Genomic DNA, 25,298 nt, shown 5'->3' on the forward strand with positions numbered 1-25,298 from the left:
TCATGTCACTGCCTTTGGTGTTACTGGGCGGTACCTTGTGCGACGGCGCGTTGTGGCAACCGCTTTGCCGCCATCTACCGCAGCAGCCGATGATCATTCCCGAGATGAGCGGTGCTGACAGCGCCGAACAGCTCGCGGCGCAACTGCTGACTGACTTGCCGGCGCGCTTTTTACTGGTGGGATTCTCGCTGGGTGCGCTGGTGGCGCTGGAGATGCAGGCGCAAGCCGCGCAACGCATCGCGGGCCTCGCGCTGCTGGCGGTGAATCCGTTGGCGGATGCGCCGGTCAACGCTGCGGGACGTATTGCCTTGCTTGATCGGGCTGCGAAAAACGGTATGCGATCGGTGATTGAGCAACTCTGGCCGCGCTATGTGCATGCATCACGGCTGGCGGATCGCGAGCTGCTTGGCGCGCTGGTGACGATGGCAGAACGCAGCAGCGTTGAGCGCTTTCGTCAACAGACCGCCATCGCCCTACAACGTCGCGATTTACGGCATACCTTACCGGCGCTGCAGGCACCGCTGTTGATCCTCAACGGCGACAGCGACACCATCTGCACCCCCGAACACCATCACCTGCTTGTCAAAGCGGCTCCCGCCGCACGCCACATCACGCTTGAGCAGTGCGGACACTTTCTGCTGCTGGAGCAGCCGCAAGCCTGTGCCCGCGCGCTGCAAACCTGGATTAAGAGGAGTGAATTATGCGTATCAACCCTTTAAAACAACGCCGTGAATCGATTATTAACGGCTGGCTGGCGATCCCCAGCAGCTACAGCGCCGAGATTGCCGGACATCAGGGCTTTGATGCCGTCACCGTTGACCTGCAACATGGCCTGATCGATTTCGCCGCCGCGCTCAGCATGTTGCAGGCGCTATCCTCCACACCCGCGACGCCGCTGGTGCGCGTCTCGCACAACGAGCCGGCGCAGATTATGCGCATGCTGGACGCCGGCGCCTACGGCATTATCTGCCCGATGATCAACGATGCCGCCGAAGCGCAGCAGTTTGTCGATGCCTGCCGCTATGCGCCGCAAGGTTCGCGCTCGTTTGGTCCAGCGCGTGCGCTGCTGTATGGCGGCAAAGATTATCCGCAGCATGCTAACCAGCAAATTCTGACGCTGGCGATGATTGAAACACGCGCGGGGTTGGCCAATCTTGATGCCATTCTCGACGTCGAGGGATTGGACGGCGTGTTTATCGGCCCCAACGATCTGTCCCTTACGCTCACCGGCCAGGCCAGCGCCGAATCGCAGCATCCTGAGATGTTAAATGCCATTGAACGGGTGCTGAGCCGCACCCGCGCCGGCCACAAACTGGCCGGTATTTTTTGTACCAGCGGAGAAGCCGCCGCACAGCGCATCGCACAGGGCTTTCAGTTGGTGACCCCCGCCAATGATGTGATGCAGCTAACGCATGCCGCACGCCACGCTGTCGCCACCGCGCGCGGTGAGGCGTTGCCTGTTCGTTCTGGTTCGGGTTATTGAGGAGAAGAAGATGAAACAGCAAACATTGTCCGCTACAGCAGCACGTGCGCGCCTGATCGCGCCGCAAGATATGGTGTCGTGCAATCTGGCGTTTATCGACTGCAAACTGCCGGGTTCGCATCTCAAGCAGAATTACTCGTTTATCGGGCCGGGCGTGACGCAGTCGTCTGAGCAGGTGATCAATATTCCTGAAGCGCACGGTTTTAATATTGGCGCGGCGGCGATGCCAAAAGGCGTGACCAATAATCTGCATCTGCATTTCACTGCCGAAGTCTTCCTGATCCATGAAGGCCGCTGGCGTTTCCGCTGGGGGAATAAAGGCGAAGCGTCGCTGGAGCTCGACGCTCCGGCGATTGTCAGCCTGCCAACCTGGATTTTCCGTGGCTTCACCAATGTGTCGTCTACCGATACCGATGGCTGGGTATTTACCGTGCTGGGCGGCGATAACACCGGCGGCATTATCTGGCATCCCGATGTGATGTCGGCGGCGGCGGAGTATGGGCTCTATCTCAGCCCCAATAACATGCTGATCGATACCTCAACCGGCGTGGCGATCCCGCCGGTTGCAGAGCGTATGCCGCCGCTGCCCGAGGCGGAGATGGCGCAGTTACAGCATTTTACGCCCGAGCAGATGGCGCAGTTTGCCGTCACCGGTGAGCAGCGCGCCTGGAGCGAACACGCGCTACTGGATGCCATGTTGCCGGGTCACGGTGCGCGTATGGCACCCGTTATCGGCTATGGCATCAATCAGGATCGTCAGGTCGCTCCGCCCATCAACACGCCACACGGCTTCTCGGTAGAGTGGCTGGCTTTGCCACGAGCGGGCGAGATGGGTACGCACCGCTGCGCACAGGTGCAAGTACTCATGGTGTTTAAGGGCACGCTTACTGTGACCTTTAATCGTGATGGTGAAGAAGTGACGATGACCGCGCCGGAGCGTTCGGTGATTTCCGTGCCGGCAGGCAGCTGGCGTCGCTATCAGGCATCCGATCATGCGTGTGAAGTGGTGATTACCACTGCGGGTGACGGACGGAAAAAACTGGAATGGGATAAAGCGATTGTCGATGCCGCTGCTGCGTTAGGTTGGGGGCTGGATCCAGATGGCTATCTGGTACGTCAGGCATTGTTGCCGCTGGTGGCCCAGCGTGCCGGTCGGCGGTTGGCGACGCAAGAGGCGTAATCGTATGTAAAAAGGTCGCCATAAATGGCGACCTGACGATGTACGTTATGGCTTCATCACCTGGTCGTAGCTGCCGCCATCGGCGAAGTGAGTTTTCTGGGCTTGCGTCCAGCCACCAAACTTGTTGTCGATAGTGAACAGTTTTACCGGGGCGAATTTATTGGCAAATTTCTCCGCAACGGCTTTATCACGTGGACGATAGAAATTCTCCGCCGCGATAGTCTGACCTTCCGGCGAGTAGAGATACTTGAGGTAATCTTCGGCTACTTTGCGGGTGCCCTGCTCGTCGACCACTTTATCCACTACCGAAACCGTTGGCTCCGCCAGAATCGATTCGCTTGGGGTGACGATCTCAAACTTGTCTTTACCCAGCTTATTTACCGCCAGATAGGCTTCGTTCTCCCACGCTATCAGCACATCGCCAATGCCGCGTTCCACGAAGGTGTTAGTGGCACCACGTGCGCCGGAATCCTGCACTTCTACGTTCTTAAACAGCGATCTCACGTAAGCCAGCGCTTTGGCTTGATCGCCGTTGTTTTGATCCAGCGCCCAGCCCCATGCAGCCAGATAATTCCAGCGTGCGCCGCCTGACGTTTTCGGGTTTGGCGTGATGACGGAAACGCCCGGTTTGATCAGATCTGGCCAATCATGAATGCCTTTCGGGTTGCCTTTGCGCACCAGGAACACGATGGTTGAGGTGTAGGGTGCGGAGTTGTCCGGTAGGCGTTTAATCCAGTCTTTATTGATACGACCACGGTCAGCAATAGCATCGACATCAGATTGCAGCGCCAGCGTAACCACATCAGCACGGATGCCATTGATCACTGAGGTTGCTTGTTTACCTGAACCGCCGTGCGACTGGCGAATCACCACATTGTCGCCGGTTTCCTGCTTGTAATGCGCGCTAAACGCTTTGTTGTACTGCTCGTACAGCTCACGGGTTGGATCGTAAGAGACGTTTAACAGCTGAATATCCTTTGCCAGAACACTGGTTGAAGCCAGTAACAGGGTGACACCAATACTCCACTTATTCATTGCTTGCTCTCCCGAGGTCGTTATAGAACAAGACTGACACAAACTTATCCACGGATTAAAGAATTAAAAATAAGCTGTTATAACCGCACGGAATATGAGTAGGCATAAAAAAGGCGCGAATCGCGTCGCGCCTTGATGCTGAATAATCAGTAGAGTTTTTTCGCGGTATCCAGCCAGTCGCGTTTGAATGGACGCTTCATATTTTCAATCGCATCGATGATGTCGTGATGCACCATCTTCTCGTTCTGAATACCGACGCAGCGGCCGCCGTAGCCTTGTAGCAGCAGCTCGATGGAGTAGGAACCCATGCGCGAGGCCAGAATGCGGTCATAGGCACAAGGTGCGCCGCCACGCTGAATGTGACCGAGAACGGTAGCGCGGGTTTCGCGTTTGGTTTCAGCTTCGATGAAGTGCGCCAGATCGTCGATATCGCAGATGTGCTCGGTGATCGCCACGATGGCGTGCTTTTTACCTTTGGCAATGCCAGCTTTGATTTCAGCAACCAGCTCTTCGCGGGTATACGGGATTTCAGGCAGCACGATAAACTCGCAACCACCGGCAATCGCTGCCGCCAGGGTTAAATCGCCGCAGTAACGGCCCATCACTTCCACGATGGAGATGCGCTGGTGGGAAGATGAGGTGTCACGCAGGCGGTCAATCGCTTCAACCACGGTTTCCAGCGCAGTGAAATAACCGATGGTGTAATCAGTACCTGCTACGTCGTTATCAATGGTGCCAGGCAGGCCGATGCACGGGAAGCCCATTTCAGTCAGGCGCTTAGCACCCATGTAGGAACCATCACCGCCGATAACCACCAGCGCATCAATACCACGCTTTTTCATGTTATCAATCGCGGTCTGGCGCACTTCATCGTTGCGGAATTCTGGGAAGCGGGCGGAACCGAGGAAGGTGCCGCCGCGGTTGATCATGTCTGACACGCTGTAGCGGTCAAGGTTGATCATGCGATCTTCGTACAATCCCAGATAGCCGTCGTAAATACCAAAAACTTCCAGTCCTTCACTCAGCGCGGAACGTACAACTCCGCGAATGGCTGCGTTCATGCCTGGGGCGTCGCCGCCGCTGGTCAGTACTCCGATTTTTTTGATCATGACAACCTCTGGATTGTTCAAAAACTAAGGATTATTCCTGCCATGTGTCCGGCGTGGACCAGCTCGCGATCGCATGGCTTAATAGTTGCAAAATAGTATATCAAACGCTTGATGCTGAATTGATTCAGGTCAGACAAGTTTTCGCTAATTTTTTACAGAGTTGTTAGCGTTACGTCACTTTTTTTGTGTAATTGCATGATTTTAAATCGCTAACCTTGAAAAAATCCATGTTGATTGCTCGGCACAACAGAACAGGGATCTTGATGGATGATGACGTCTGAGCCGGGAAACTTCTTGAGTAACGCCTGCTCAATTTGATCGGCCACCTGATGGGCCTGCACCAGCGGCAGCTGATCTTCCATCTCCAGATGCAGCTGGATAAAACGCGTGGGGCCCGATTGTCGCGTGCGTAATGCATGCGCGCCGCGTACGCCCGGCCAGTTGGTCACCACGTTGATAATCTCCTGCGTTTCATGCTCGGGCAAAACGCGATCCAACAGCGCCTGTACCGCGTCATAACCCATCCGCAACGCGTTATAGAGAATGTAAACGCCGATGCCGAGCGCGAACAACGCATCCGCCCGTACAAAACCATAGCTGCTCAAACCGAGAGCGACCAATATTGCGCCGTTCATCACTACGTCAGATTGATAGTGCAGCATGTCTGCACGAATCGCCTGGCTGCGCGTGCGTCGCACCACCCAGCGCTGGAAGGCAACCAACGTCAGGGTTGAAAACAGCGCAATCACCGTCACCACAATGCCCACCAGCGGCGCATGTAAGGTTTCGGGCGAGGCCAGATGCTGAATGCCGGTGAGAAACAGAAACAGCGCCGAGCCGGAGATAAACATGCTTTGCGCCAGCGCGGCCAGAGATTCGGCTTTACCGTGGCCGAAGGTGTGATCGTCATCGGCCGGCTGCAGTGAATAGCGCACCACCAGCAAATTGGTGAGTGAAGCGGCGATATCCACCAATGAATCCACTAACGCCGCCAACATACTGACTGAACCGGTATGCCACCAGGCGAAAATTTTTACGATTAACAGCAATGTCGCCAGCGTAGTTGCCGCCAGCGCCGCCCGATTAACTAACTTTGCATAGGAAGAATCCATGCTATGCCTCGTCGGATCGCACGCTTCATGGGTGCGGCCTTTAGGTCTCAAGATGGCTAAAGTTTATCATCGGCATAAGTGTGCTGCGTGATTGAATTTTAAGGCAATGATGTTAGAGAGAAATGACAGGCAAAAAAAACCCCCGCATCATGCGGGGGAAGACAGGGATGGTGTCGATTAATGTTATTAAACCTATTGAAATAAAAGGATTTACTTCAATTAATGTCCACCTATTGACCACATCATTTTTATCCCCGGAACTACTCGGGGATAATTTTACTAATTTCTGAGCCTTTTTTGCCGATTAGCCTCCAGCTTTTTTGACAACTTTTTTCCTGCCCTTAGTTGGCCTTTACTAAGAGGAGCTGAATGAAGCTGATGAATGCGGGCTTGCACAATCATGTTAGACATTGCAGGGGATATGACAAAATCTTCAAAATAGTTTTGTAGTTTTGCAAAAACAGTTTTACCTTCTTCTGTTTTCAAATCTCTTTGCAACATCCATAAAAATACATCTACAGCTTGCAATGCGGGGTGGCTTGCAGAACCACGCAAATCGAAAGTACCCAAATCAAATTCTGCTTCTTCAAACAGTACGGGGCCTCCAAATTCATCTTGAACTTGGTCCAGCTTGTGGAAAATACGATGATATTCACGCATCGTGCCTCTAAATTCATCACTTCTATCATGAATTAGTTGTTTAACAGAAGCACCGTTCTCTTTACAAAATGAATGCGTTGCTGCCATTAAACTTGAAAAAGCGACTAAATTAGGAGTTTGTTTTTTATAAGCGCTTTTACCTTGAGTACAGATAAGAGCAAACTGATCTGGATGACTGATTGCGTAGTCAAGTCCACTTTCCATGACCTCTTTCATTCTTGGATCACCAATTCGGTCTAAGCGAGATCTTAAATCTACAGCGGTAGAAATCAACCCGCTAATATCATCTGACAAATATGAATCCCAAAAGGTTTTAGCCTCATCTTCAGTCATTAGGTGGTTTACAGCTAAACACAGTGAATGACGGAAGAGCTCAGTTGTATACCACAGCACTGGCACCCCGGGGTTATCATAGCTATCAAAAAAAAGATCAACAAATTTAGTTGGCACAATATATGGTTTATGAATTACACAGTAAAAAAATTTCCATTTGTAATGCGATAGCGCATTAATCAAATCATCGCAAATTAAAGCTACTTCAGTTTCCAAATGCTCATTGGAATGAATCCTTGGCACATTTAATCTAGCGCAATGCCTATTAATTACTTCTCCAATAATTTCATCTGCATCGCCCAATGAAATTATCGCCCCCTGATAATAAGTTAGAGATTTGGGGTCAAAGATATTTCTTCCTGAATTTCCTGATTCATCCGCGTAAACGTAAACTTCCATGATTCCTCCATTTGAACTTTTCATAATGAAAACCCCGCTTTTGCAGGGTTCTTTTGGGGTACATCATACTGGCAATGACAACTGGCTCTCGCCGTAGTTAGATCGCGGAAAAGCACCTGCCGGAATAATGTGTGCCTTGGCGGAAGGCGTTACATTATTCAGGTAATTTTCTACTGACTCCAGAGTAGTAAATGACTGCCCGCACAGCATGTTCGTGCACTGGTGATAGCTGCGACGTGTTTCTTTGCTGAGCATCAGGCTGGTACGGGTTCTTGCGGCGGCGTTACACTTTGGGCAGGTGAACATAAGACCTCACCACTTCTGATTAGACTCGTTGCATAGTTTAAGAGATGTCTGATTTATAATCTATTCCGAATCATCACCAATTTCTTCCGCATCCCAATCGGTAATTCTGACTTCCAGCTCCAGCCCGGTTATAAAGCCATTTTCATCAATCGTGTTATTCACCTGCTTTATCACCCAATCTGCCGCGTCAATTGTGGGCTTGAAGCCTGACACGTTCGCGTGCAGTTCGGGAAACAGATCTGCCCTGCCGCGAGCCAGAGTGATATTAAACTCTGCCGCACCACGCTGAAGCTGATTCCATTTAGCCGCCGCGGCGCGACGGGCAGCGCGTTCGGTCTTAAACGTCTGGCGCATTACAAATACGTTCCCTTCTGCACCTTCTACGTAATCACCCTCTTTTTTGCTTGATGCGGGCTCAACGTTTACCTTTTTCTTTTTCCGCCGGCGTTTGACCGTGGTGGGCTTTTTCTTACCAAAATTAAGATCCAGCCAGTAAGCCTGAACGCCAGTGTAGGCATCACGATCAGCCACCCTGAATGAATGACTGTCACCACTTTCACGGGTAATGGTCACAGCCGGCAGCACCCGACCACTTGCTGATACCCCCTTACCAGGCACAATGAATAGCAGTGAACCGTTTTTCACTGTGGCAGCAGCGCCAAGCATCTGAGCCATGCGCGTTAGAAAACTGATATCTGACTCGCTGGTCTGGTCAGCATGATCGATGCCGATATCCTTTAGCGAGACACTCACCGCCGGTTTCAGCTTGTAGCGTCCGGCTATCGCGGAAACCACATCTCCCACTGTCACGTTGTGCCAGCTGTATTCGCGCTTGACGTTGAAATCATCCCTGAAATCCGCGCTGCTTGCCGTCACGATGAGCCGGTCCGGCGGCCCCTGATGAGATACCTCATCAACGACAAATATCCCTTTGCTTACCAGCGCTTCTCCCTGCCATCCGATGGCGACACTGACCTTTGCCCCGCGCGCCGGCATTGAGACCAGCCCGTCTGAATCATCAATAGTCAGCTCAAGGCGGTCAGCTTCAAAGCCGCGGTTGTCGGTATGAGTCAGTGACATGAGGCGCGCATCCAGATTTGCCGATACGGTGCCGTCAATCGTCAGCCTGAAAGCCGGGCGAGGTGTTAAGTCTTTATCAAGAATGTTCAGCATAGTTTCCCCCTGTCGCATCCTCCCGCGTGCGCGAGGGTTACGCCAGCCACAGGCGGTTGTTAGCCGCTTCTGACAACCGCCGGCGCGTGAACTGGATGAGGTAACTGGTGATGATGGAACCACTCATCAACGAGAGGCAATACGACCATGACCGACACATTTCATCACGGCGTGAAGACAACTGAGACCACTCAACTCAGCACGCTTATCCGTGATATCGACACATCTACGATTGGTGTTGTCTGTATCGCGGATGACGCGGACGCAGCAGCGTTTCCGCTTAATACGCCGGTGCTGATCACCCGCGTAAGCAGCGTGCTCGGCAAAGCCGGCAAAAAAGGCACGCTCTACACCACGTTAAAAGCCATTTCCGATCAGGCCAGCCCGAAGGTGATTGTCATCCGCGTGCAGGATGCATCTACCTACAAAAAAGCTGAGGGGGAAGTCGCACCCACGCAGGATCAGCTTGTCATCGGCGGCACTGGTGCAGACGGACGCTATACCGGCCTGTTTGCACTGCTGTCTGTATCGGCCAGTACCGGTGAAACGCCTCGCGTTCTGGCCGTTCCGGGTCTGGACTCAGCTGCTGTCGCTGCGCAGCTTGGCGTCATTGCAGAAAAACTGCGCGCGTTTGCTTACATCGGCGCATACGGCTGCAAAACCATCGCAGAAGCCAAAGCCTATCGCGCCACCTTTGCGCAGCGCGAGCTGATGGTCATCTGGCCTGAGTTTATCGCCTACAACTCGGCATCAGGTCAAAACGAAACCATCCCTGCCACCGCTTACGCCGTGGGTCTGCGTGCGAAAATTGATGCCGATCAGGGCTGGCATAAAACGCTGTCGAACGTTGTGGTCAGCAACGTGCTGGGCATTTCAGCTGATGTTTACTGGTCGCTTCAGGGCACCGATACGGACGCCGATGAGCTCAATAGCAAAGGCATTACCACGCTGATTAAGCGTGATGGCTTCCGCTTCTGGGGCTCCCGCACATGCGATGCGGAAACCTATACCTTCGAAAGCTATACCCGCACCGCTCAGATTCTGGCAGACATGATTGCTGAGGCGCACTTCGGGTATATCGATAAGCCGCTTACGCCATCGCTGGTTAAGGACATCGTGGACGGAATTAACCGCAAAGGCGCTTCGCTCGTAACGTCAAACCGCCTTTTGGGCTTCAGCTGCTGGTATGACAAAAACGATAATTTCACGGGCGATTTGCGCGATGGCAAGCTGCGCATCCGCTACAAATACACGCCAGTTCCTCCGCTTGAACAGCTGGGACTGACGCAGGAATTCACCGACGAATACTTTGCCGTATTCGATCAGCTTTCAGCGTAACGGAGGAAGCAATGTCATTACCTAAAAAACTGTTTCTGTTTAACACCTTCCTCAACGGCGCAAGCTTTCTCGGTCAGGCGGAAGAACTCACTACGCCAAAGCTCACCCGTAAAACGGAGGATTATCAGGGCGCGGGCATGGTTGGCGCGGTAGCCGCTCACATGGGGTTTGAGGCAGGCGCGCTGGATATGGAGCTCACCATGGGCGGCCTGTCAGTGGAAATGCTGAAAACCTATGGCGCTAACATCGACGGTACGCAGCTGCGCTTTGCTGGTTCCTATTCCGACGACGCTACCGGTGAAGCAATAGCCTGTGAAATCCAGACACGCGGACGCGTGACTGAAATGGATTGGGGTTCAGCAAAGCAGGGGGATAACACGCAGCATAAGTACACGCTGAAAAATACCTACTGCAAGATCACTGTAGATGGCGATGAGTTGTTTGAAATCGACCTTCTCAACATGATCTGGAAGGTTGACGGTACGGACATCCTTGAGAAACACCGCGCCAATATTGGCCTGTAATTAACCCTACATAATCAATTCACCGGCGGCCATTCGCCGGTTCAATAGGAATAAAAAAATGCGTAAACCTATCGCCCTGGTAAAACCGGTCATCCGTAAAAACAGCGAGATCAAAGAAGTTACCGTCACTGAAGCCATGCAGCAAACCGGCTCCCTGCGCGGACTGAAGCTGTATGACGTCATGACCAGCGACGTCGATTCACTGATTAAGCTGCTGCCACGCGTCACCAGTCCGGCGCTGACTGAAGCTGAAGTATCACTGCTGGACGTGCGCGACTTCGCAGAACTTTCTAAAGAAGTGGCTGATTTTTTGGCGCCATCCTCCGTGACCAGCACGACCGAAGCGGAAGACGCGTAATACTGTGCCCGGCGGTTCTGACCGATGAACTGATCGCAGATATCGCCGTTATCTTTCACTGGCCGCCGTCCGCGTTTGATGACATGCCCGTGAATGAACTGATTGACTGGCATTCGCGCGCGGTAGCCCGTAGCGGAAGCGAAGAATGACAGATCGCAATCTCAGTATCCGCGTCGCCTTCGACGCGGTTAATAAGCTCACCAGTCCTGCCAGTGCCGCGCAGAAAAGTGCCGCCGCGCTGGCCTCCCAAATCCGCGACACGCAGTCCTCACTTAAAAGCATGGAACGCAACGCCGCCAGTTTTGACCGGCTTACGCGCGCATCGCAGAAAACCTCACAGCAGCTGAACGAAGCAAAGAACAAAGCGAAAGAGCTGCGTGACAGCTTTGGCCCGGCCAGTCAGCGCACCGAAGAGCAAACCGCCGCGCTGAAGCGACAATCGGAAAGTATCCGTCAACTGACCCGCGCCCAGAACGAGGAGCGCGCGAAACTTGGCGCGCTGAGTTCCTCCATGCTGCGCCACGGCATTGTGCTGCGTAACGGCTCAACGGCCACAGAACAAATCAGCCGCAGGACAGGCGAATACAACCGGCAACTGTCAGAACAGCAGCGAAGGCTGGCGGCGGTCAGTCGCGCGCAGGGTAATTACGAGAGGGCAAAAGAGCGCCGCGATAGCCTGACCGGCGGCGGGATGAAAGCAGTTGTAGCCGGTGCCGCTACGGTTGCGCCAGTCGTTAAATCTTTAACCAGCTACGCCAGCATGGAAGATGCCATGAAGGACGTCGCCAAACAGGTTAATGACCTGCGCGACGCCAGTGGCAACCGCACAGCACAGTATTACGACCTGCAAAAGTCCATCAAAGCGGCCAGCGAAACTCTTCCTATGGAGAACGGCGCGCAGGATTATGCCGCGCTTGTCGCCGGCGGCGCGCGAATGGGTGTGTCAAACAGTGACGATCCCTGGGAAAAGCAGAAAGCCGATTTAATGAGTTTTGCCAATACTGCCGCGATGGCGGCCACCTCATTCGACCTGCCCGCCGGCGAGCTGTCTGAAAGTCTGGGCAAAATCGCCGGCCTGTACAAAGTACCTACACAGAATATTGAGCAGCTCGGCGATGCACTTAATTACCTGGATGACAACGCTAAGTCCAAGGGTGCGGACATTATCGACGTGCTACAGCGTGTAGGTGGTATTGCAGACAAGCTCGATTACCGTAAAGCGGCCGCGCTGGGCTCGACTTTCCTGACGTTAGGCGCTGCGCCAGAAATTGCCGCCAGCGCTACCAATGCGATGGTGCGTGAGCTCGCTATTGCCACCACACAGGGCCAGAACTTTACCGATGGACTAAATTCGCTTGGCCTCAGCGCTGAAAAAATCCAGAAGGCGATGCCGACAGATGCAATGGGCACCATTATTACCGTGCTCGAGGCTGCGAAGAAACTCAGCCCTGATAAACAAACATCCGTTTTGACGCAGATTTTTGGCAAAGAATTCGGTGATGACGCAGCCAAACTGGCAAACAACCTTCCCGAACTTTACCGGCAGTTACAGCTGGTTAATGGCGAAGCCTCTAAAGGTTCAATGCGCCGCGAGTCGGATATCAACAAAGACTCTGTGTCCGCGCAGTATCTGATTGCCAAAGCCGCTATGAATAACAGCTTCAGCAGCCTGGGCGAAACGCTGCGCGGCCCCGCCATGAGCGTCATTAAATACGTTACACAGATAACGCAGCGTTTTCGGGCGTGGGCAGAAGCCAATCCGGCGGTAGTCGCTTCCCTCCTGAAGGTTGCCGCCGTCATTGGCGTAGCGCTTGCCATAATGGGATCGCTGGCGCTGGCCATCGGTGCGGTGCTTGTGCCATTGGGCGCCATGCGACTCGGCCTGACGCTTCTTGGCGGAGGGAGGGGCTTTGGTGGCGCACTCGCTTCACTGGCGGGCATGGCGGCGCGGTTCAAAAACATCGTCCCGGCATCCGGCTCAGCAGGTGAAGCATTTAGATCCTTCATCAGTTTGTTCTCAGGCAGCGAAGCCGCTGAAGGTGTCAGCTGGCTTGAGAGGATCAGGGAAGGTCTTGGCGCCCTAAAAGGCGGAGACAACGATGATGAGGGAGGCATCCTTAATTCATTCAAAGGCGGCGCGTTAAATGCCATAAAAGAGCAGGCAGAAAATGCCGGACAGGCGCTGGTATCGGCTTTCCGCAATCCCCTTCAGGCGCTGACATTGCTGCGGGCACAGATGTCAGCAATGGCCGCGACCACCTTTGCCACCTTTGCAGCCGGTGCCAGCAAGATTGGAACAACCCTGATGTGGGTGGCCACATCCCCCCTCACCGCAATCAGATATGCGCTCATCGGTGTTTCATCCATTATTGGTTTTCTGCTGAGCCCTATCGGTCTGCTCGTTGCAGCCGTTGCAGCAGCAGCACTGCTTATCTGGAAATACTGGTCACCGATCAAAGCCTTCTTCAGTGGATTCTTTGACGGCTTAATCACAGGGCTTGCACCTGTTCGCTCCGCGTTTTCAGGACTGGTTCCGGTGTTTGAAGGCATCGGCAACGCGATTTCTGGCGTGTGGAACTGGTTTAAAAATCTCTTCGAACCGGTGAAAACATCTGCTGACTCTCTGAAGGAGTGTACGGAAGCCGGTCAGTCATTCGGGGTGATTGTAGGTAATGCGGTTTCCAGCGTGCTCAGCGTCATCATTAAAGTGGCTGAGGGTATTGGCTACCTGCTGAAAAAACTTGGCGCCATCCCTGAAGCGGCGAACGCTGCCAAAGAGGTCGCAAACGTCATGGACGCCGCTGCACCGGCTAAGCCGAAAGCGCCGATCATGTACATATGGGACGACAAGCAGAAAAAGATGGTCGCGCAGGCATGGAACCCTGTGCCGGCAACAACCGTTGCCGCAGCCGTTCAGAATGCACCACCCAAGCCGCCGGCATCACCGCCTACCGCATCACCGGCCAGCGCTTCAGGCTTTGACGCACTTAAAGGCACCAATCCCGGCAAAAAGAAAAAGTCAGCCGCTGAAAGCGCCACTGATGTCAGCGCAGCCGCACGCGATCCTGACAAGCTCGGCGAAATTGTGTTTAAAGACCATCCCCCGGTGCTGCCGGTTGTGGGTGACTGGCGGGAGCCAACTATTAGCACTCCCGCATCGAGCATGGCCGGAATTACCCAGCGCGTAGGCGACATGGTGCGCGGCATAGCGACATGGCCAACACGGGCACTTTCAGCCGCTATGCCAGTCCCTATCACACCTGCAGGACGGTCAAATCCGGACGGCCTGACGACAGCCGCCATCAGCGCGGCTGCGGGCGGCGACGTGATTAACCTGACAATTAATTTTTATGAAAGCGCAAAAATGGACGAAAAGAGCTTGGCTTCAGCGGTGCGCCGCGAGCTTGACGGGCTGATGCGTGAACGTGATAACCGCCGCCGCTCACAGCTGCGCGACAGAGAATAGGTGATTTTATGATGATGATTTACGGCATGTTCGTTTTCATGCGCCAGACTGCGCCATATCAGTCGCTAGAGCAGCAGACAGAATTTCGCCATGTTAAAAATGACCGGGTAGGAAAATCGGCAAAGTGGCAGTACATCGGGGCGGGCGAGGATACGATCACACTCACCGGCACGCTGTACCCGGAGATAACCGGCGGTGATGTGTCACTCGCCGCGCTTCGCACCATGGCTTACGGCGGCAAAGCCTGGCCCCTGATTGAAGGTACCGGCACGATTTACGGCATTTTTGCCATTACCAGCATCAGGGAGAACCGCACCGAGTTTATGCAGGATGGCAAGGCGCAGAAAATTGAGTTTACGCTGACGCTGAAAAAACAGAGCGAGGATATACGCGAAGGGCTGGGTAGCCTCACAACCAGTGACGTACTTTCGATGATAAGTCTGTAAAAAATAATGCCCGCTATCTGCGGGCTTTCAATTATTGGGGCTTTAAGGGCCAGCTGATACCTGGCGCGGCTGACACGTCAACAAGGTTCAGCTGGTCGATATAGTCCAGCCAGATATTCAGGGTCTGTTTTTCATTGTCCAGCAGCGCCCTGCCAATCATCACCTTTGTCTGCAAAAGTGATATTTTCTGCGTAGCTTCTTCAGTCAGAGTCTGACGCTGCCGCTCTGCGTTCGCAATGTCCTGCGCCTGCTGCTGCGCTTTTGCCGCATCGCTCATAAACCACGTTTTTTTGCCGTCGTCCCATTCGCAGAGTGCGCCGGGACGTGGTTCGGAAATGACAAGCTTGTCCTTCTGAACGTACACCCGGCAAGCACTATTTATGGCGCTATAAAATTCCTGATATTGCTCCAAAGTGATTTCTCGGACATCTGCAGGAATATCATCTACCGCTGCATTGTCCTCAAAAGCCTCGTCGTAGAAAGCCTGCGTTGTTTCAGAAAATCTCATCGTTAATACCCCAGCGCAATATATGAACCTGTCATGGTGGTGTTCGGGCTTCGGCACTGAAAGCCAAAGGAGCCAGACGTCCTGCTTTTGCCAAATGCCCAGGCCATTTCCTGCTGACCGGCTCCGCCAACGTCGGACGATCCGCCGGTAATCACCTGAAGGACATTGTTTGGGAATGCAACCGGCCACGTGACGGTGGCTGTCGGGCTTTCGTAAACACCGTTTGTGCCGGAGCCTCCCGTTACGCTCGTAAAGGTTCCCCACTGAAGGTAAAGCACCTTTTTGATACCCGCGATAATCATTGGGATTTTGATGTAACCCGACTCACCGAGAACGCCGCCGCTTGCGCCTGCGAGCGCTGGCTCGGTCAGTCCCAGCACCGCAAGGGCATCAGGGACTTTACCTGCATCAGCCAGTTCCTTAAGAGCGCTGGCAATCTTCAGGTATTGCGCGTGTGGGTTGGCATCGTCCACGTGCTGCTTCAGCGTGTCGCCGCTGTACTCTTTCGCCTGCTCCAGCAGCGTGTCGGCATACTCCTTTGCTTCTGTTTGCAACTTTTCGGCGCACTGCTTCGCCACTATAACGCCGTCGTCCACATATTTACGCGTCGCCAGCACTACGGACGGATCAATCTTCAGCGTCACCGCGCTGGTGCTGTTGACGATGATAATCATGCGCACCGTCTGCGTGCGTCCGCTGCCCTCAGCCAACTGCGGCTTGTAGGTTTCGGCGCAGTTAGCCACGGCAATCATCACGCCGTCGGCGTCGAACATCCCAATCTCGCGGATCCAGAAGCCGCCCTCACCCTCCGGGATAATCTGCTCGGCAATAATCTGGCTGCCATTAGCGGCATCTATCGTCAGCGAGTTGAGCGACGCGCGGCGCTTCTCGCCGATGAGTTTCGTCTGCGCCGGGTCAGGCGTGGGCAATGTGCCGCCACCATCGCCCACGGCCAGCTGCGTTATGTTCACTTTTGTTCCGAGTGCGGCAGCGTTGGCTAACTTTGCCGCGCCCTGATTGGTCAGCAGGGCAAAATATTTTGTCGTCATGCGCTCACTTCCGTCAGGTCGATAAGATGCACCGCCGCACCGGAATACACCGGCCCGCCGACGCTGATTAGTTCAGGGGTATAGGGATAAACGGTCAGCTCGTCGCCGCTGTAGCTGGCAACGGCCACCGGCACCGTGCCGTTCGCGTCCAAGGTGATCGAAAGCCCGATAAGATGGCGGCTGCACGGCTTGGCGTCGGCGATCACACGCTCCAGCTCGTGATACATTTCCTCGGTGATGCCGGTGTCCAGCACGCCCACGTCCAGCCTGAAAGTGCCCGGCTCATCGTTGGTTTTCCACCACTCAATCACGCGAATGAGATAGCCCAGCGGCTCGACCACTCGCCGGATCGCGCTGATGGTGCCCTTATGCTGATGGATATAAAATGCGTCCTTCACCACTTTGCGCTTCACGCTTTCAGTCCAGTTTTCATCCCACCGGTCAACCGAACGAGACCACGCCAGATAGGGCAGCAGCGAAACTGGGCAGGTGTCAGGATTCCAGATATCACGCAGCGGTGCGGCCAGCGCACTTAGGCCGCTGCGTGCTTTCGCCAGCCGAATTTCAGTATTCGTGGCAGACGGCGGGAGTAGGCTGTTTTTCACCGTCATGCGAGCACCTCATCGCTCGCCACCTCAATCGATACTGCCGTGCAGTATCCCGCCTGCGTGCGGTCAAAAATCATATCCGCTGCGGGTTCATGAAGTTCTACCCAGTCCACCCCGGCCACGCGCAGCACGGCGCTGTAAGAGTCGCGGCGCACGCTACGGCCCAGCTTTCGCTGTTCAGCAATATAAGCCGCCATCGCTTTACTTGCGGCCGCCAGACAGGGCGCGCCCGCCACGTTGTCATAAAGATGCAGCGTTGCTTTAACCTGATAATTGCTGATTACTGCCGGCTGCACGGACAAACGATCAGCAACGGGGCGAACAGATTCACCGTTTAGCGCAACATTCACTGCACTCAGCAAATCCGCTGGCGGCGTGCCGTCGCCTTCCCGCGCCAGCAGCGTCAGCACTACTACCGCCGGACTGGGGCTCGTCGCCGAAACGTCCAGCACGCGGCCATCCACGCTGCGCGCGTGGGATTCATAGGCGGCGGTTGGCCCGGCAACTGACAGCCCTTCAAAGGCTGCCGGCACGCGCAGCCGCAGATCACTGTCATCTTCCATCACGGCATCCAGCGGCGGCACCGCAGATGAGTCTGCCGGCGTAATGGTCAGGCGGGTGACATTGTTGTTAGCAGCCAGATTGTCCAGATCCGTGCCGGTAGAAAATGCCACCATGCCGGCTACCGCCGCCTCGTTGATGCGCTGGCACAGCAGGATTTCGCGATAGCATCCTTCCTGCAACAGCATCAGCGCCGGCTCAGACTCCAGCTCAAGCGTGCGCGCAATGGCCGCTTGCTGCGATGCCGGGAAAAGCGAAACGTAGTAGGCTTTTCGCTCAGCAAGTAATGCCTCATAGTCCGGCACCTCGACAACCTGCGGCACCGGCAGCTGTGATAAGTCGATGACTCCGCTCATTGGCCTTCCTTCAGAGTGATATCGGTTGTAATGGTTGAGGACGTATCGCTGCGGCGGGATTTAACAATCATCTGTACCGCCCCCTGTTCCGTCGTCTCAACAGTCACAGCTACCGGCGTCAGTCGTGGTTCCCAGCGCCAGAGCGCGATGCAGGCTGCTGACATCAGCTTCAGGCGTGTCACCGCATTGTCAGGCTGGTCAATCAGCGAGAAGATGGACGAGCCGTAATCGCGACGCATCACCCGCGAGCCTGCCGGTGTCAATAGAATGTTGTTCACTGATTGATGCAGATGGGCCTCATCATCAAGTACAGCGCCGTCAGCGCTGTTCATTCCCTTCCAGCCGGTACTCACTGCGGCCCCCCTGACATATCGCCGCCAGACTTAACCTTGTCGTGCACGTGCGCATCCGCAATCACACCGTTTGAGCTCATCTGGCCGCCGCCCTGAACCACTTCGCCGTTTATGATTGTTTCGCCGGCATTGATTACAAGACGGCCAACGTTCAGCGTCAGCGTTCCACTCATATCAATCAGGCCGGCTTTCATCGCCAGCAGGCTCAGAAGCCCGGCTGCCGGGTCATAACTTTTCTTCGCCCCGTCCGGGTAGCGCGTCACATCTATTTTTTTGCCGTTATCCGGCGGTAGCGCGTAATCACTGTAAAGGCTGAACGCAATGAAGGCGTTTTCCAGCGCGCCACCGGGAGCCAGAATCACGACCTGCTCTCCAACGGATGGCGCCCACCACGTAACGGCATCGCCGGCGCGGTCAGCACCCCAGCGGATCCAGTCAGTCTGAAGCCCGCCCGTCTGTACGCGCGCCACGGTCATGAGCAAATCCACCTCCGTTACGATGCCGACACGGATCATGCTCATCAGCAGGCGGTTAAGCTCAGCCAGTGTTAAATCGTTCACTTCGCCCCCTTCAACGCATCGGTAATGGCTTCAGTCACCGCATCCAGATCAGCCTCCGTCAGCCCCAGCAACTGGCGCTGCGGATAGCGCGCGGTGGCGTTATGTGAAACCTTGTCGCTTAAACCGTCCTGGTGAATCCGGGCGATCGCTGCAGCACGGCCAGAAAAGCCCACCACTGCCGCATCCGGGTAGGCACTCGCCTTTAGGAATCGCTCCTGACGCAGCCGGCGAAACATCGGGTCAGGTTTGGTTTTGGTTTTCTCGCTTCGGCGCAGGTCAACGCTGAGATAGCGCTCAATGTCATCACGCAGAAAGGAGCGGATTGAGCCGCGTTCTTCATCAAAACCGGTGATCATGCGGTCACCATAGCGGCCCTTACTGTGTCGCCAGTTGCGCAGGCTGCGCGTCTGACCGTTCCACAGGAAACGAATGCCGCCCTGAGTGCCGATTTTCTTTTTGCGGCGGGCTTTATAAGCCGTGCCGTCCGGGTTTTTCTGCCTGCCGATACGCTTTTGTTGATTGCGGCGAATATCGCCGGCAATACGCCGCGCCATGCTGCGCCGCGTGGTGGCTTTGGTTACGCCAATCACATCGCGGATAATCGCGTCCAGCTCATGAAACATCAGCACATCAGCCATTGGCGTCACCCTCCGTCAGCTCTTCGCCAGTGTTGTCGTTGATGGCTAGCAGTGACCACTGATCATCAGGTGGGAACATCTCTTCGTGAAGCGGTTCATCGCGGTGCTTAGCCTGCGGTTTGCCGTTCTCATCAAAAGTTACGATCACCATTTCACTGGCTTTGATGACAAAGAGAATGTCCGCCGTGTCGTTGTTGAGCAGCTCAGCATCAAAGCTGATGCCCTCCTGACGCAGAGCAGGATTCAGCAGCAGTGCTGGCTGATGACGCCGCGCCCAGCCCAGCACCGGCATCGTCAGGCTGTCGAGGTCATACGGGTAGTCCATCGCCAGCACGTTCAGTTCATAGCCGTAGCTGTACGAGGCTGAAGCAGCGCCGCCGGCAATCACTTTGCCGCTGGTCACGTACACTTCCAGCCGATCAGGGTTCTGCACAAACCACGGTTGATGCGCTACGATGGCCGCCCTGAGTAAATCCGCCTTCAGCATGTCAGTTCTCCGCTCTTACGCCGTCTGCTTTCATCAGCGCGGCTTTGTCTTTGTTCGCGCTGTCCAGCGCATCCAGCAACGCATCATTCCATTCCAGTGATTCGCCCCATGACAGGCGCTTGCCCGCCATGCGTGGCTCAGGCACCGGCGTTGCCTGATACAGTTCCGCCGGCAGGCGGGGACACTGCGCGGGCACGTATACGGTCTGCTTTGTCGAACAGCCGGCGCTGAGCATCAGCAGGCACAGGCTCAGCTGCGCAGCGGTCACCCGCCAGTGACGCACGCAGCGCCGCGCGGTCTTTTTCTCCCTGTTGCCGATCAGATTCTTTTTCACTGGCTCGCCCCGCTGAAATCTGGCTGAAAATGGTCATGGTGCGCTGCACGTTGCCGATCACGGTGGCGGCGCTGTCGATATCTTTTTTCGCCTGGCTGAGTTCCGCCTGAGCACTGCGGTTTGCCAAAAATTCCCAGCCGGCAACCGCTATGGCCAGCACGGTCACAATCAGCAGGATCACCACCGGACTTAACTTCAGCTGGCTCATCAGTCCTCCCGCGTCAGGCACAGGCGGGACTCAGCGTCCCGGCGTTTAACCAGCCCGGCCAGCTTCACGCCGCCGGCGTTAACGAAGTCATTCAGCCGTCCGCACATCGCATCCCACTGACGGGCCTGCGCGTTGCGCCAGATGGTTGTTTTCACCCGCTTTCCGGTGCGGTCCGTGTACCAGATGAGATTGAGGCACCCCATGTTGAACGCCGCAGAGGTCATGGCGTCGAACTGGTTCTGATTCATCTCACTCCCGTTGAAGTTCTGATTTACACAACGCTCCGCCGTCTTCACGTCATCGGCCCACATCGCCGCAATTTCTTCATCGCTGTAGAAGTGATGGGCATCAATGGCCGTGGTAGAGCCAATGCCGGCGGTCAGCTTGCCTGCCGGGCAGATATAAGGATCACGCCGGCACGATTCGGCATCACCGATTAACGCCAATCCCTGCGGGCTGGAACGGATTTCGCCGGCGTACTTCACACCCATCAACCCGATGATCACGGATACAGCACAGGTCACAGCTCTACGCTTCATGCTCATGCGGTTTTTCGCCTCTTATCCAGCCTGGCGATTTCTTCAATCGCACAGACCACATCCGGCAAATCGTGCTGTGTCGCACGCTCCGCCATCTCTTTAAAAATGGCCGTGCGCTTCTTCTCTTCCTCTTCAATCCGCTGTTTGTGGCGGCGGTTGAGCAGGTAAGTCAGGATGCCCAGCACCACGCCAATCAGCGTTGCCCACTGCGTCAGAGACAGCAGCCCCAGTGACGTCAGAAACGCCGAAGGAAGATAAGAGAGAAACGACACAACCCTATCCATGGTCAGTCCCATAGCTGCACCATCTCCGCCTGTGGTGCCGGGTCGATATCCGGCAGATAGACTTCCTGCCCCGCCGAGAGAAACGGCCCGAACTCACACAGCCCCGGATTGGCATCCAGCACCGCTTCAGTTACGTCCCGCGTGCGCCCGTAATAGCGCTGACAAATCTGGTCCAGCGTGTCGCCCTGTAGCGCCTGCACGATCATCAGACCAGCTCCGCCAGACCGCGCGGCATAACCTGAAGGTCACGAATTGCCCAATTCGCATCGCGCCAAAGCGTGTCAATCTGAGAGGTCAACGCCGCCGCGTGTTTCTCTCCCTGCTCTGTCGTATCAAAGTCGCGATAACCTTCAGTCAGCAGCGCTTTCGCCATGCAGTACACCGCACGCTGGAAGCAATAAACCCGCTCAGACTGCCCGTCGATTTCATCAGCCGGCACGGCATCCAGCGCCGCATATCCTTCTGCTTCCTGCATGGCTTTCCAGTCAGCCAGCTGGCGCGTCACGCTTCTCACCGCTTCGCGGGTGTTGTGCTGAAGCCTGTCCGTTGTCACCGTCCCGTTGAGTCGCATTGATTTGCGCAGGTCAGCCAGTCGGATTTCAGGCCAGAACGCGCCGGCTTTCACCGTCACGCCGCCGTCACTGATATCTGGTGCGTCACCTTCAACGGGATTGATGTCTTTACGGGCTACAAGGCTCATCGCTTCTCTCTCAAAAGTCGGGCGGTGGACGGCTGAACTAACGCAGCATTGCTGTTTACCTCAGCCGTGCCGCCCGGGTGCGCGGGGGCACATTCGTTTACTGCGGCTTAGCGGTTTTTGCCGCCGCTCCCGTTCTGGCTTTCGCTGTGCCAGTGGTTTTCTTTGCCGCAGCTGCGCTGGTTTTGGCTTTACCAGCGGCTGTTGTCTTACCTGCAGCACGGCCACGTTTAACCGGGGCTTTGGCTGCCGGCTCCGCCGCCGGTGTTTCAGCTGCTGGCACGGTTGCTTCTGCCCCACCGGCCTCAGCAATTACCGGCACAGTGGCTGAATCCGTAGCAACCAGATCAACTGCCGGTGCGTTGCCAGACTCCTGGCGGAGCACTACCGGGCCAGCGGCCAGCGGTACGGACTCACCGTTAATCACCGTCATGGCTGTTACAGCAGAGCGCGGGATATCAGCGCCGCTGTTGCCGCCGCCATTCAACTCTTCAGTGGATTCCGTCACGTTTGACGCAGCCTTTTTCACCAGGCGATCAAGAATTTCAATGTCACGCTTAACGCCGATTTCGCTGAACTCCGCAATGGCTTTACGCAGATATTCCAGCGCTTCATCCAGCGTTTCCGGGTTGGTGCGCAGGGTGTAGCCGATGCACTTCCAGAGCTTCGCGCGAACCGCTTCAGGCACATCTTCATTCGCCGTCAGGCCGTCCAGCGCCTTCAGCAAGTCCACACTGACCGGCACGTCTGACTGGCTGGCTTTGAAGTGCGAGAGCACCGGATCACAAATTTCATCCATCAGCACCACAGCCGCCGTACGCTGGAAGTTGTCGCCCATAGACAGGTGATGACGGATAACGTACTCACCAATGCGCAGCGCCTCAGCGATACTGCCGGCATCGACGTGCCAGAGCATGACCGTGGTCAGCACCTCATCGGCCTGACCGCTGTCAGATGCCAGCACGCCATCTACCCAGCCCTGATAGTTCGGCAGGGCTTCGGCCTTGATGTCCGCCTTGAGTTTGTTGTTCTGGATGCCACGAAAACGGTTTTTATCGATGCGCAGGCGGTGAAGCATCTGCTCATAAGCCGTCAGGTCTGCCATCGTGTTTGCGGCAGTGCCGCGATTCTGCGCCATTACCGATTCAAAATGGCGGCGTGCAGGTGTCAGCATGTTTCCCCCAGTCCGCCGGGGCTCGCCCGGCGGCTCAATGTGATTTACTCGCCACCTGCGGCAGGTTCAGCCCAGGTGATGTTTTCGATCAGGCAGCCAAAGCCGTAGTCTTCGATTACGTAGGCATCGTTCGATGACTCATAGGTCGAAATACGGTTGAACTCAGGCTCTTCTTTCAACATCCGGCGCTGCTTACCTTCCTGCCAGTAAATCGACAGGTTACGCAGCGAGGTCACGAGCATCGCGTGCTCAGGGAAGAACGGCGCAATCAGGGTTGGCAGGTTGTTAATCGTCTTACGCGACACAATCAGCTGACCGGCCAGTGATTCACTGTTCGGGTTGTTGTCGCTGATGCCGTTGATCAGCGGGTATTCACGCGCGGTCATGATATTGCGACCCGTGATCACCACCAGATCAGGCGATGTCTTGTACCACTCATCGAGCAGCGAGCTGGTTGCGTCATAAACCAGCGCATCAAGGTTGCTGTAGTCACCTTTGGCGGTGATTTTGTTTGACTCATCGCGGCTGGTCAGCGTGACGCCTGACATCACACGCTGCGGCGCATTGGCACGGTATTTCTGAAGCCAGCCGATATTCACATCCTGCAACAGCGGGTTAGCCGTCAGGTCTGACTTATCCGCATGACTGATACCGTTGAAGCCGACCATGATGCGATCCAGCGCACGGCGGTTAACCAGCTGATTGGTAATGCGCTGCTGGAAGTCCGGGAACTTGGCCCACATGTCCAGCTGCGCATAAGTGATGAAGGTGTCAAAGTTGGTCTGCTCGCAGCGGAACTTGTCGCTGTCCAGCGTATGCACTGAACGCGGATCACGGCGCGTGGTGCTGCTGGCGTTGGTACTGGCAACCGGGCCACCTACACCCAAGCCCAGCTTCTCGCCTTCCTGCTCAGTTACAGGGAAAATACCAATCTGTTTCAGGAACTCACTGGACTGCTGCACCTTATCTTCCAGCGTCTGTGACACGCTTGGTGCAATCGCAAAGTGGGTGTTTACATGGTGGATTGGCACGCCGTTAAGCTCAGCCTGACGCTGGCTGTAACCATCCCACAGCTTGCGGGTTTCTAATTTCATCTCACTATTCCTTAATCGGTTTATTCGGGTTTACGTGACTGCCGGATTAGCAGTCAGCCAGCTGCGTTCTATCTACGCCGTTGCTGCCTGAAGACTGAGGACGCTGGCTGAACCCGCCATCCTGTGACGCCAGCTGCGTTTTCAGCGCGGCCAGCTCACTGCTCAGCTTCTCAACGTCTGCCGCCTTCGCCATGCCGGTCTGCTGCTGGCTCAGCGCTTCGACGCGGTCCAGCACCTGCCCCTGAGACTCAGCTACAATCTCCACCGCTTCGCGGATCACGCCAGCTTCTGCCGAGAAACGGCGCTCGCCACCGGTGATAAGGTCTTTGATTTTGGAGAAGAACTTCTTACCGCCGTCTGTCTGAGACTCTTCCAACTCAAACTCAATTGCGGTTTCGAACGCTTCACTAAAGAAGCAGTTTTCGTTGGTTTTACGGTGAGCCAGCGGGTTAACCGCAGCCTTTGAAGAGAACTGAAGCATTTCAGTGCCCAGGCTTGCCGGGCTGTCAGTGAAGGCCAGACCCATCAGGTAGGCTTTGCCGGTTTTGGCAAAATTCGGATCAAACTCAATGCTGCTATAGACCTTCTGACGTGACTTATTGAGGGTGACCAGATCATCAGTCCCATCAATCAGCGCATACAGACCGAGCTTGCCGGCGAGCGGCCCCTCTTTGATTTCGATGGCCTGCACGCTATCGACATCACCGTACATGCGGAAAGTGCTGTCAGGGCTGAGGCTCTTCAGGTGCTCCAGATTGATTCGCGCACCGTAGACCTGCGGGTTGTAGGTATCTGCGATTTCCTGAATGTGCTGGCGCTCCAGCTGGCGGCCATCGCAGGTCGCACCCTCGACGGCCACGCGGAATAATTTCGACTTCGGCATTCTCTTTGCTCCGGTTGATTAAGGTGCTTTCACCCTGTGCCCC

Annotated in this window: 32 protein-coding genes; 9 read left to right on the forward strand and 23 right to left on the reverse strand. The window is 55.4% G+C overall.

Going from position 1 to position 25,298, the window contains the following annotated elements; all coding sequences use genetic code 11:
- The first annotated feature begins 2 nt into the window (after window positions 1-2).
- Genes K5Y30_RS22540 through K5Y30_RS22550 form a run of 3 tightly spaced genes read left to right on the forward strand, consistent with a single transcriptional unit; the run spans window position 3 to window position 2,663 of the window.
- A complete protein-coding gene (locus K5Y30_RS22540) occupies window positions 3-719 on the forward strand; it encodes an alpha/beta fold hydrolase (protein ID WP_222213440.1) in 717 nt (238 codons plus the stop codon).
- The gene (locus tag K5Y30_RS22545; protein ID WP_222213441.1) at window positions 701-1,483 is read left to right on the forward strand and encodes an HpcH/HpaI aldolase/citrate lyase family protein; all 783 of its coding nucleotides are present in this window, start codon (window positions 701-703) and stop codon (window positions 1,481-1,483) included. Before K5Y30_RS22540 ends, K5Y30_RS22545 begins: the two co-directional genes overlap by 19 nt.
- A 10-nt stretch (window positions 1,484-1,493) precedes the next feature.
- Window positions 1,494-2,663, forward strand: a complete 1,170-nt coding sequence (locus tag K5Y30_RS22550; protein WP_222213443.1) for a cupin — start codon at window positions 1,494-1,496, stop codon at window positions 2,661-2,663.
- Between the two features lie 45 nt (window positions 2,664-2,708).
- Here K5Y30_RS22550 and K5Y30_RS22555 read toward each other — a convergent pair whose 3' ends face one another.
- The 6 genes from K5Y30_RS22555 to K5Y30_RS22580 form a co-directional block, all read right to left on the reverse strand.
- Window positions 2,709-3,698, reverse strand: a complete 990-nt coding sequence (locus K5Y30_RS22555) for a sulfate ABC transporter substrate-binding protein (protein ID WP_192415318.1) — start codon at window positions 3,696-3,698, stop codon at window positions 2,709-2,711.
- Window positions 3,699-3,844: 146 nt separating this feature from the next.
- Window positions 3,845-4,807: a 6-phosphofructokinase gene (gene pfkA / locus K5Y30_RS22560; RefSeq protein ID WP_101760662.1), complete on the reverse strand. Its 963-nt coding sequence runs from the start codon at window positions 4,805-4,807 to the stop codon at window positions 3,845-3,847.
- Between the two features lie 209 nt (window positions 4,808-5,016).
- Window positions 5,017-5,919, reverse strand: a complete 903-nt coding sequence (gene fieF / locus K5Y30_RS22565; RefSeq protein WP_008109699.1) for a CDF family cation-efflux transporter FieF — start codon at window positions 5,917-5,919, stop codon at window positions 5,017-5,019.
- Window positions 5,920-6,198: 279 nt separating this feature from the next.
- Complete coding sequence (locus K5Y30_RS22570; RefSeq protein ID WP_222213445.1) at window positions 6,199-7,311, reverse strand: DUF3800 domain-containing protein; 1,113 nt, start codon at window positions 7,309-7,311, stop codon at window positions 6,199-6,201.
- 63 nt (window positions 7,312-7,374) lie between these two features.
- Window positions 7,375-7,617 carry an ogr/Delta-like zinc finger family protein gene (locus K5Y30_RS22575; protein WP_222213448.1) on the reverse strand — a complete coding sequence of 81 codons (243 nt, stop codon included), beginning with the start codon at window positions 7,615-7,617 and terminating at the stop codon, window positions 7,375-7,377.
- Window positions 7,618-7,677: 60 nt separating this feature from the next.
- Window positions 7,678-8,790 (reverse strand): phage late control D family protein, encoded by a 1,113-nt coding sequence (locus tag K5Y30_RS22580; protein WP_222213450.1) that lies wholly within the window; start codon window positions 8,788-8,790, stop codon window positions 7,678-7,680.
- Window positions 8,791-8,937: 147 nt separating this feature from the next.
- Here K5Y30_RS22580 and K5Y30_RS22585 point away from each other — a divergent pair, with 147 nt between their 5' ends.
- The 6 genes from K5Y30_RS22585 to K5Y30_RS22610 are packed head-to-tail and all read left to right on the forward strand — an operon-like array spanning window position 8,938 to window position 14,922.
- Entirely contained in the window at window positions 8,938-10,128 is a 1,191-nt protein-coding gene (locus K5Y30_RS22585) for a phage tail sheath subtilisin-like domain-containing protein (RefSeq protein WP_222213452.1), read from the forward strand.
- An 11-nt stretch (window positions 10,129-10,139) separates the two neighbouring features.
- Window positions 10,140-10,652, forward strand: coding sequence for a phage major tail tube protein (locus K5Y30_RS22590; protein WP_222213454.1), 513 nt, complete (start codon window positions 10,140-10,142; stop codon window positions 10,650-10,652).
- A 58-nt stretch (window positions 10,653-10,710) separates the two neighbouring features.
- Window positions 10,711-11,010, forward strand: a complete 300-nt coding sequence (locus K5Y30_RS22595; protein ID WP_222213456.1) for a phage tail assembly protein — start codon at window positions 10,711-10,713, stop codon at window positions 11,008-11,010.
- 32 nt (window positions 11,011-11,042) lie between these two features.
- Window positions 11,043-11,159: a GpE family phage tail protein gene (locus K5Y30_RS22600; RefSeq protein WP_222213558.1), complete on the forward strand. Its 117-nt coding sequence runs from the start codon at window positions 11,043-11,045 to the stop codon at window positions 11,157-11,159.
- Complete coding sequence (locus tag K5Y30_RS22605) at window positions 11,156-14,476, forward strand: phage tail tape measure protein (RefSeq protein WP_222213458.1); 3,321 nt, start codon at window positions 11,156-11,158, stop codon at window positions 14,474-14,476. The genes K5Y30_RS22600 and K5Y30_RS22605 overlap by 4 nt, the downstream gene beginning before the upstream one ends.
- A gap of 8 nt (window positions 14,477-14,484) precedes the next feature.
- Window positions 14,485-14,922 carry a phage tail protein gene (locus tag K5Y30_RS22610; protein ID WP_222213460.1) on the forward strand — a complete coding sequence of 146 codons (438 nt, stop codon included), beginning with the start codon at window positions 14,485-14,487 and terminating at the stop codon, window positions 14,920-14,922.
- A 31-nt stretch (window positions 14,923-14,953) separates the two neighbouring features.
- Here K5Y30_RS22610 and K5Y30_RS22615 read toward each other — a convergent pair whose 3' ends face one another.
- From K5Y30_RS22615 to K5Y30_RS22695, 17 genes are all read right to left on the reverse strand, one after another.
- The gene (locus K5Y30_RS22615) at window positions 14,954-15,430 is read right to left on the reverse strand and encodes a tail fiber assembly protein (RefSeq protein WP_222213462.1); all 477 of its coding nucleotides are present in this window, start codon (window positions 15,428-15,430) and stop codon (window positions 14,954-14,956) included.
- Window positions 15,431-15,432: 2 nt separating this feature from the next.
- Window positions 15,433-16,479, reverse strand: coding sequence for a phage tail protein (locus K5Y30_RS22620; RefSeq protein WP_222213464.1), 1,047 nt, complete (start codon window positions 16,477-16,479; stop codon window positions 15,433-15,435).
- Window positions 16,476-17,084 carry a phage tail protein I gene (locus K5Y30_RS22625; protein ID WP_222213465.1) on the reverse strand — a complete coding sequence of 203 codons (609 nt, stop codon included), beginning with the start codon at window positions 17,082-17,084 and terminating at the stop codon, window positions 16,476-16,478. Before K5Y30_RS22625 ends, K5Y30_RS22620 begins: the two co-directional genes overlap by 4 nt.
- A 2-nt stretch (window positions 17,085-17,086) precedes the next feature.
- On the reverse strand, window positions 17,087-18,004 hold the full coding sequence (locus tag K5Y30_RS22630) for a baseplate J/gp47 family protein (RefSeq protein WP_222213467.1): 918 nt from the start codon (window positions 18,002-18,004) through the stop codon (window positions 17,087-17,089).
- Window positions 18,001-18,357: a GPW/gp25 family protein gene (locus tag K5Y30_RS22635; RefSeq protein ID WP_309832593.1), complete on the reverse strand. Its 357-nt coding sequence runs from the start codon at window positions 18,355-18,357 to the stop codon at window positions 18,001-18,003. Before K5Y30_RS22635 ends, K5Y30_RS22630 begins: the two co-directional genes overlap by 4 nt.
- Window positions 18,354-18,917 (reverse strand): phage baseplate assembly protein V, encoded by a 564-nt coding sequence (locus K5Y30_RS22640; RefSeq protein WP_370634235.1) that lies wholly within the window; start codon window positions 18,915-18,917, stop codon window positions 18,354-18,356. The genes K5Y30_RS22635 and K5Y30_RS22640 overlap by 4 nt, the downstream gene beginning before the upstream one ends.
- Window positions 18,914-19,555 (reverse strand): phage virion morphogenesis protein, encoded by a 642-nt coding sequence (locus K5Y30_RS22645; protein ID WP_222213469.1) that lies wholly within the window; start codon window positions 19,553-19,555, stop codon window positions 18,914-18,916. Before K5Y30_RS22645 ends, K5Y30_RS22640 begins: the two co-directional genes overlap by 4 nt.
- On the reverse strand, window positions 19,548-20,042 hold the full coding sequence (locus K5Y30_RS22650) for a phage tail protein (RefSeq protein WP_255606757.1): 495 nt from the start codon (window positions 20,040-20,042) through the stop codon (window positions 19,548-19,550). The genes K5Y30_RS22645 and K5Y30_RS22650 overlap by 8 nt, the downstream gene beginning before the upstream one ends.
- 1 nt (window position 20,043) lies before the next feature.
- Complete coding sequence (locus tag K5Y30_RS22655; protein ID WP_222213470.1) at window positions 20,044-20,187, reverse strand: Rz1 lytic protein; 144 nt, start codon at window positions 20,185-20,187, stop codon at window positions 20,044-20,046.
- The gene (locus K5Y30_RS22660) at window positions 20,180-20,584 is read right to left on the reverse strand and encodes a hypothetical protein (RefSeq protein ID WP_222213471.1); all 405 of its coding nucleotides are present in this window, start codon (window positions 20,582-20,584) and stop codon (window positions 20,180-20,182) included. The genes K5Y30_RS22655 and K5Y30_RS22660 overlap by 8 nt, the downstream gene beginning before the upstream one ends.
- Window positions 20,584-21,129 carry a lysozyme gene (locus K5Y30_RS22665; protein ID WP_222213472.1) on the reverse strand — a complete coding sequence of 182 codons (546 nt, stop codon included), beginning with the start codon at window positions 21,127-21,129 and terminating at the stop codon, window positions 20,584-20,586. Before K5Y30_RS22665 ends, K5Y30_RS22660 begins: the two co-directional genes overlap by 1 nt.
- Window positions 21,126-21,419 (reverse strand): HP1 family phage holin, encoded by a 294-nt coding sequence (locus K5Y30_RS22670; protein ID WP_222213473.1) that lies wholly within the window; start codon window positions 21,417-21,419, stop codon window positions 21,126-21,128. The genes K5Y30_RS22665 and K5Y30_RS22670 overlap by 4 nt, the downstream gene beginning before the upstream one ends.
- Complete coding sequence (locus K5Y30_RS22675; protein WP_222213474.1) at window positions 21,410-21,613, reverse strand: tail protein X; 204 nt, start codon at window positions 21,611-21,613, stop codon at window positions 21,410-21,412. Before K5Y30_RS22675 ends, K5Y30_RS22670 begins: the two co-directional genes overlap by 10 nt.
- Window positions 21,613-22,107: a head completion/stabilization protein gene (locus K5Y30_RS22680; RefSeq protein ID WP_222213475.1), complete on the reverse strand. Its 495-nt coding sequence runs from the start codon at window positions 22,105-22,107 to the stop codon at window positions 21,613-21,615. The genes K5Y30_RS22675 and K5Y30_RS22680 overlap by 1 nt, the downstream gene beginning before the upstream one ends.
- 97 nt (window positions 22,108-22,204) lie before the next feature.
- On the reverse strand, window positions 22,205-23,278 hold the full coding sequence (gene gpM, locus K5Y30_RS22685) for a phage terminase small subunit (RefSeq protein WP_222213476.1): 1,074 nt from the start codon (window positions 23,276-23,278) through the stop codon (window positions 22,205-22,207).
- A gap of 44 nt (window positions 23,279-23,322) precedes the next feature.
- A complete protein-coding gene (locus tag K5Y30_RS22690; RefSeq protein WP_222213477.1) occupies window positions 23,323-24,372 on the reverse strand; it encodes a phage major capsid protein, P2 family in 1,050 nt (349 codons plus the stop codon).
- Between the two features lie 46 nt (window positions 24,373-24,418).
- A complete protein-coding gene (locus K5Y30_RS22695; RefSeq protein ID WP_222213479.1) occupies window positions 24,419-25,255 on the reverse strand; it encodes a GPO family capsid scaffolding protein in 837 nt (278 codons plus the stop codon).
- Window positions 25,256-25,298 lie beyond the last annotated feature (43 nt).

The organism is Pantoea sp. DY-5 (assembly GCF_019795955.1).
Lineage (GTDB): Bacteria > Pseudomonadota > Gammaproteobacteria > Enterobacterales > Enterobacteriaceae > Pantoea > Pantoea leporis.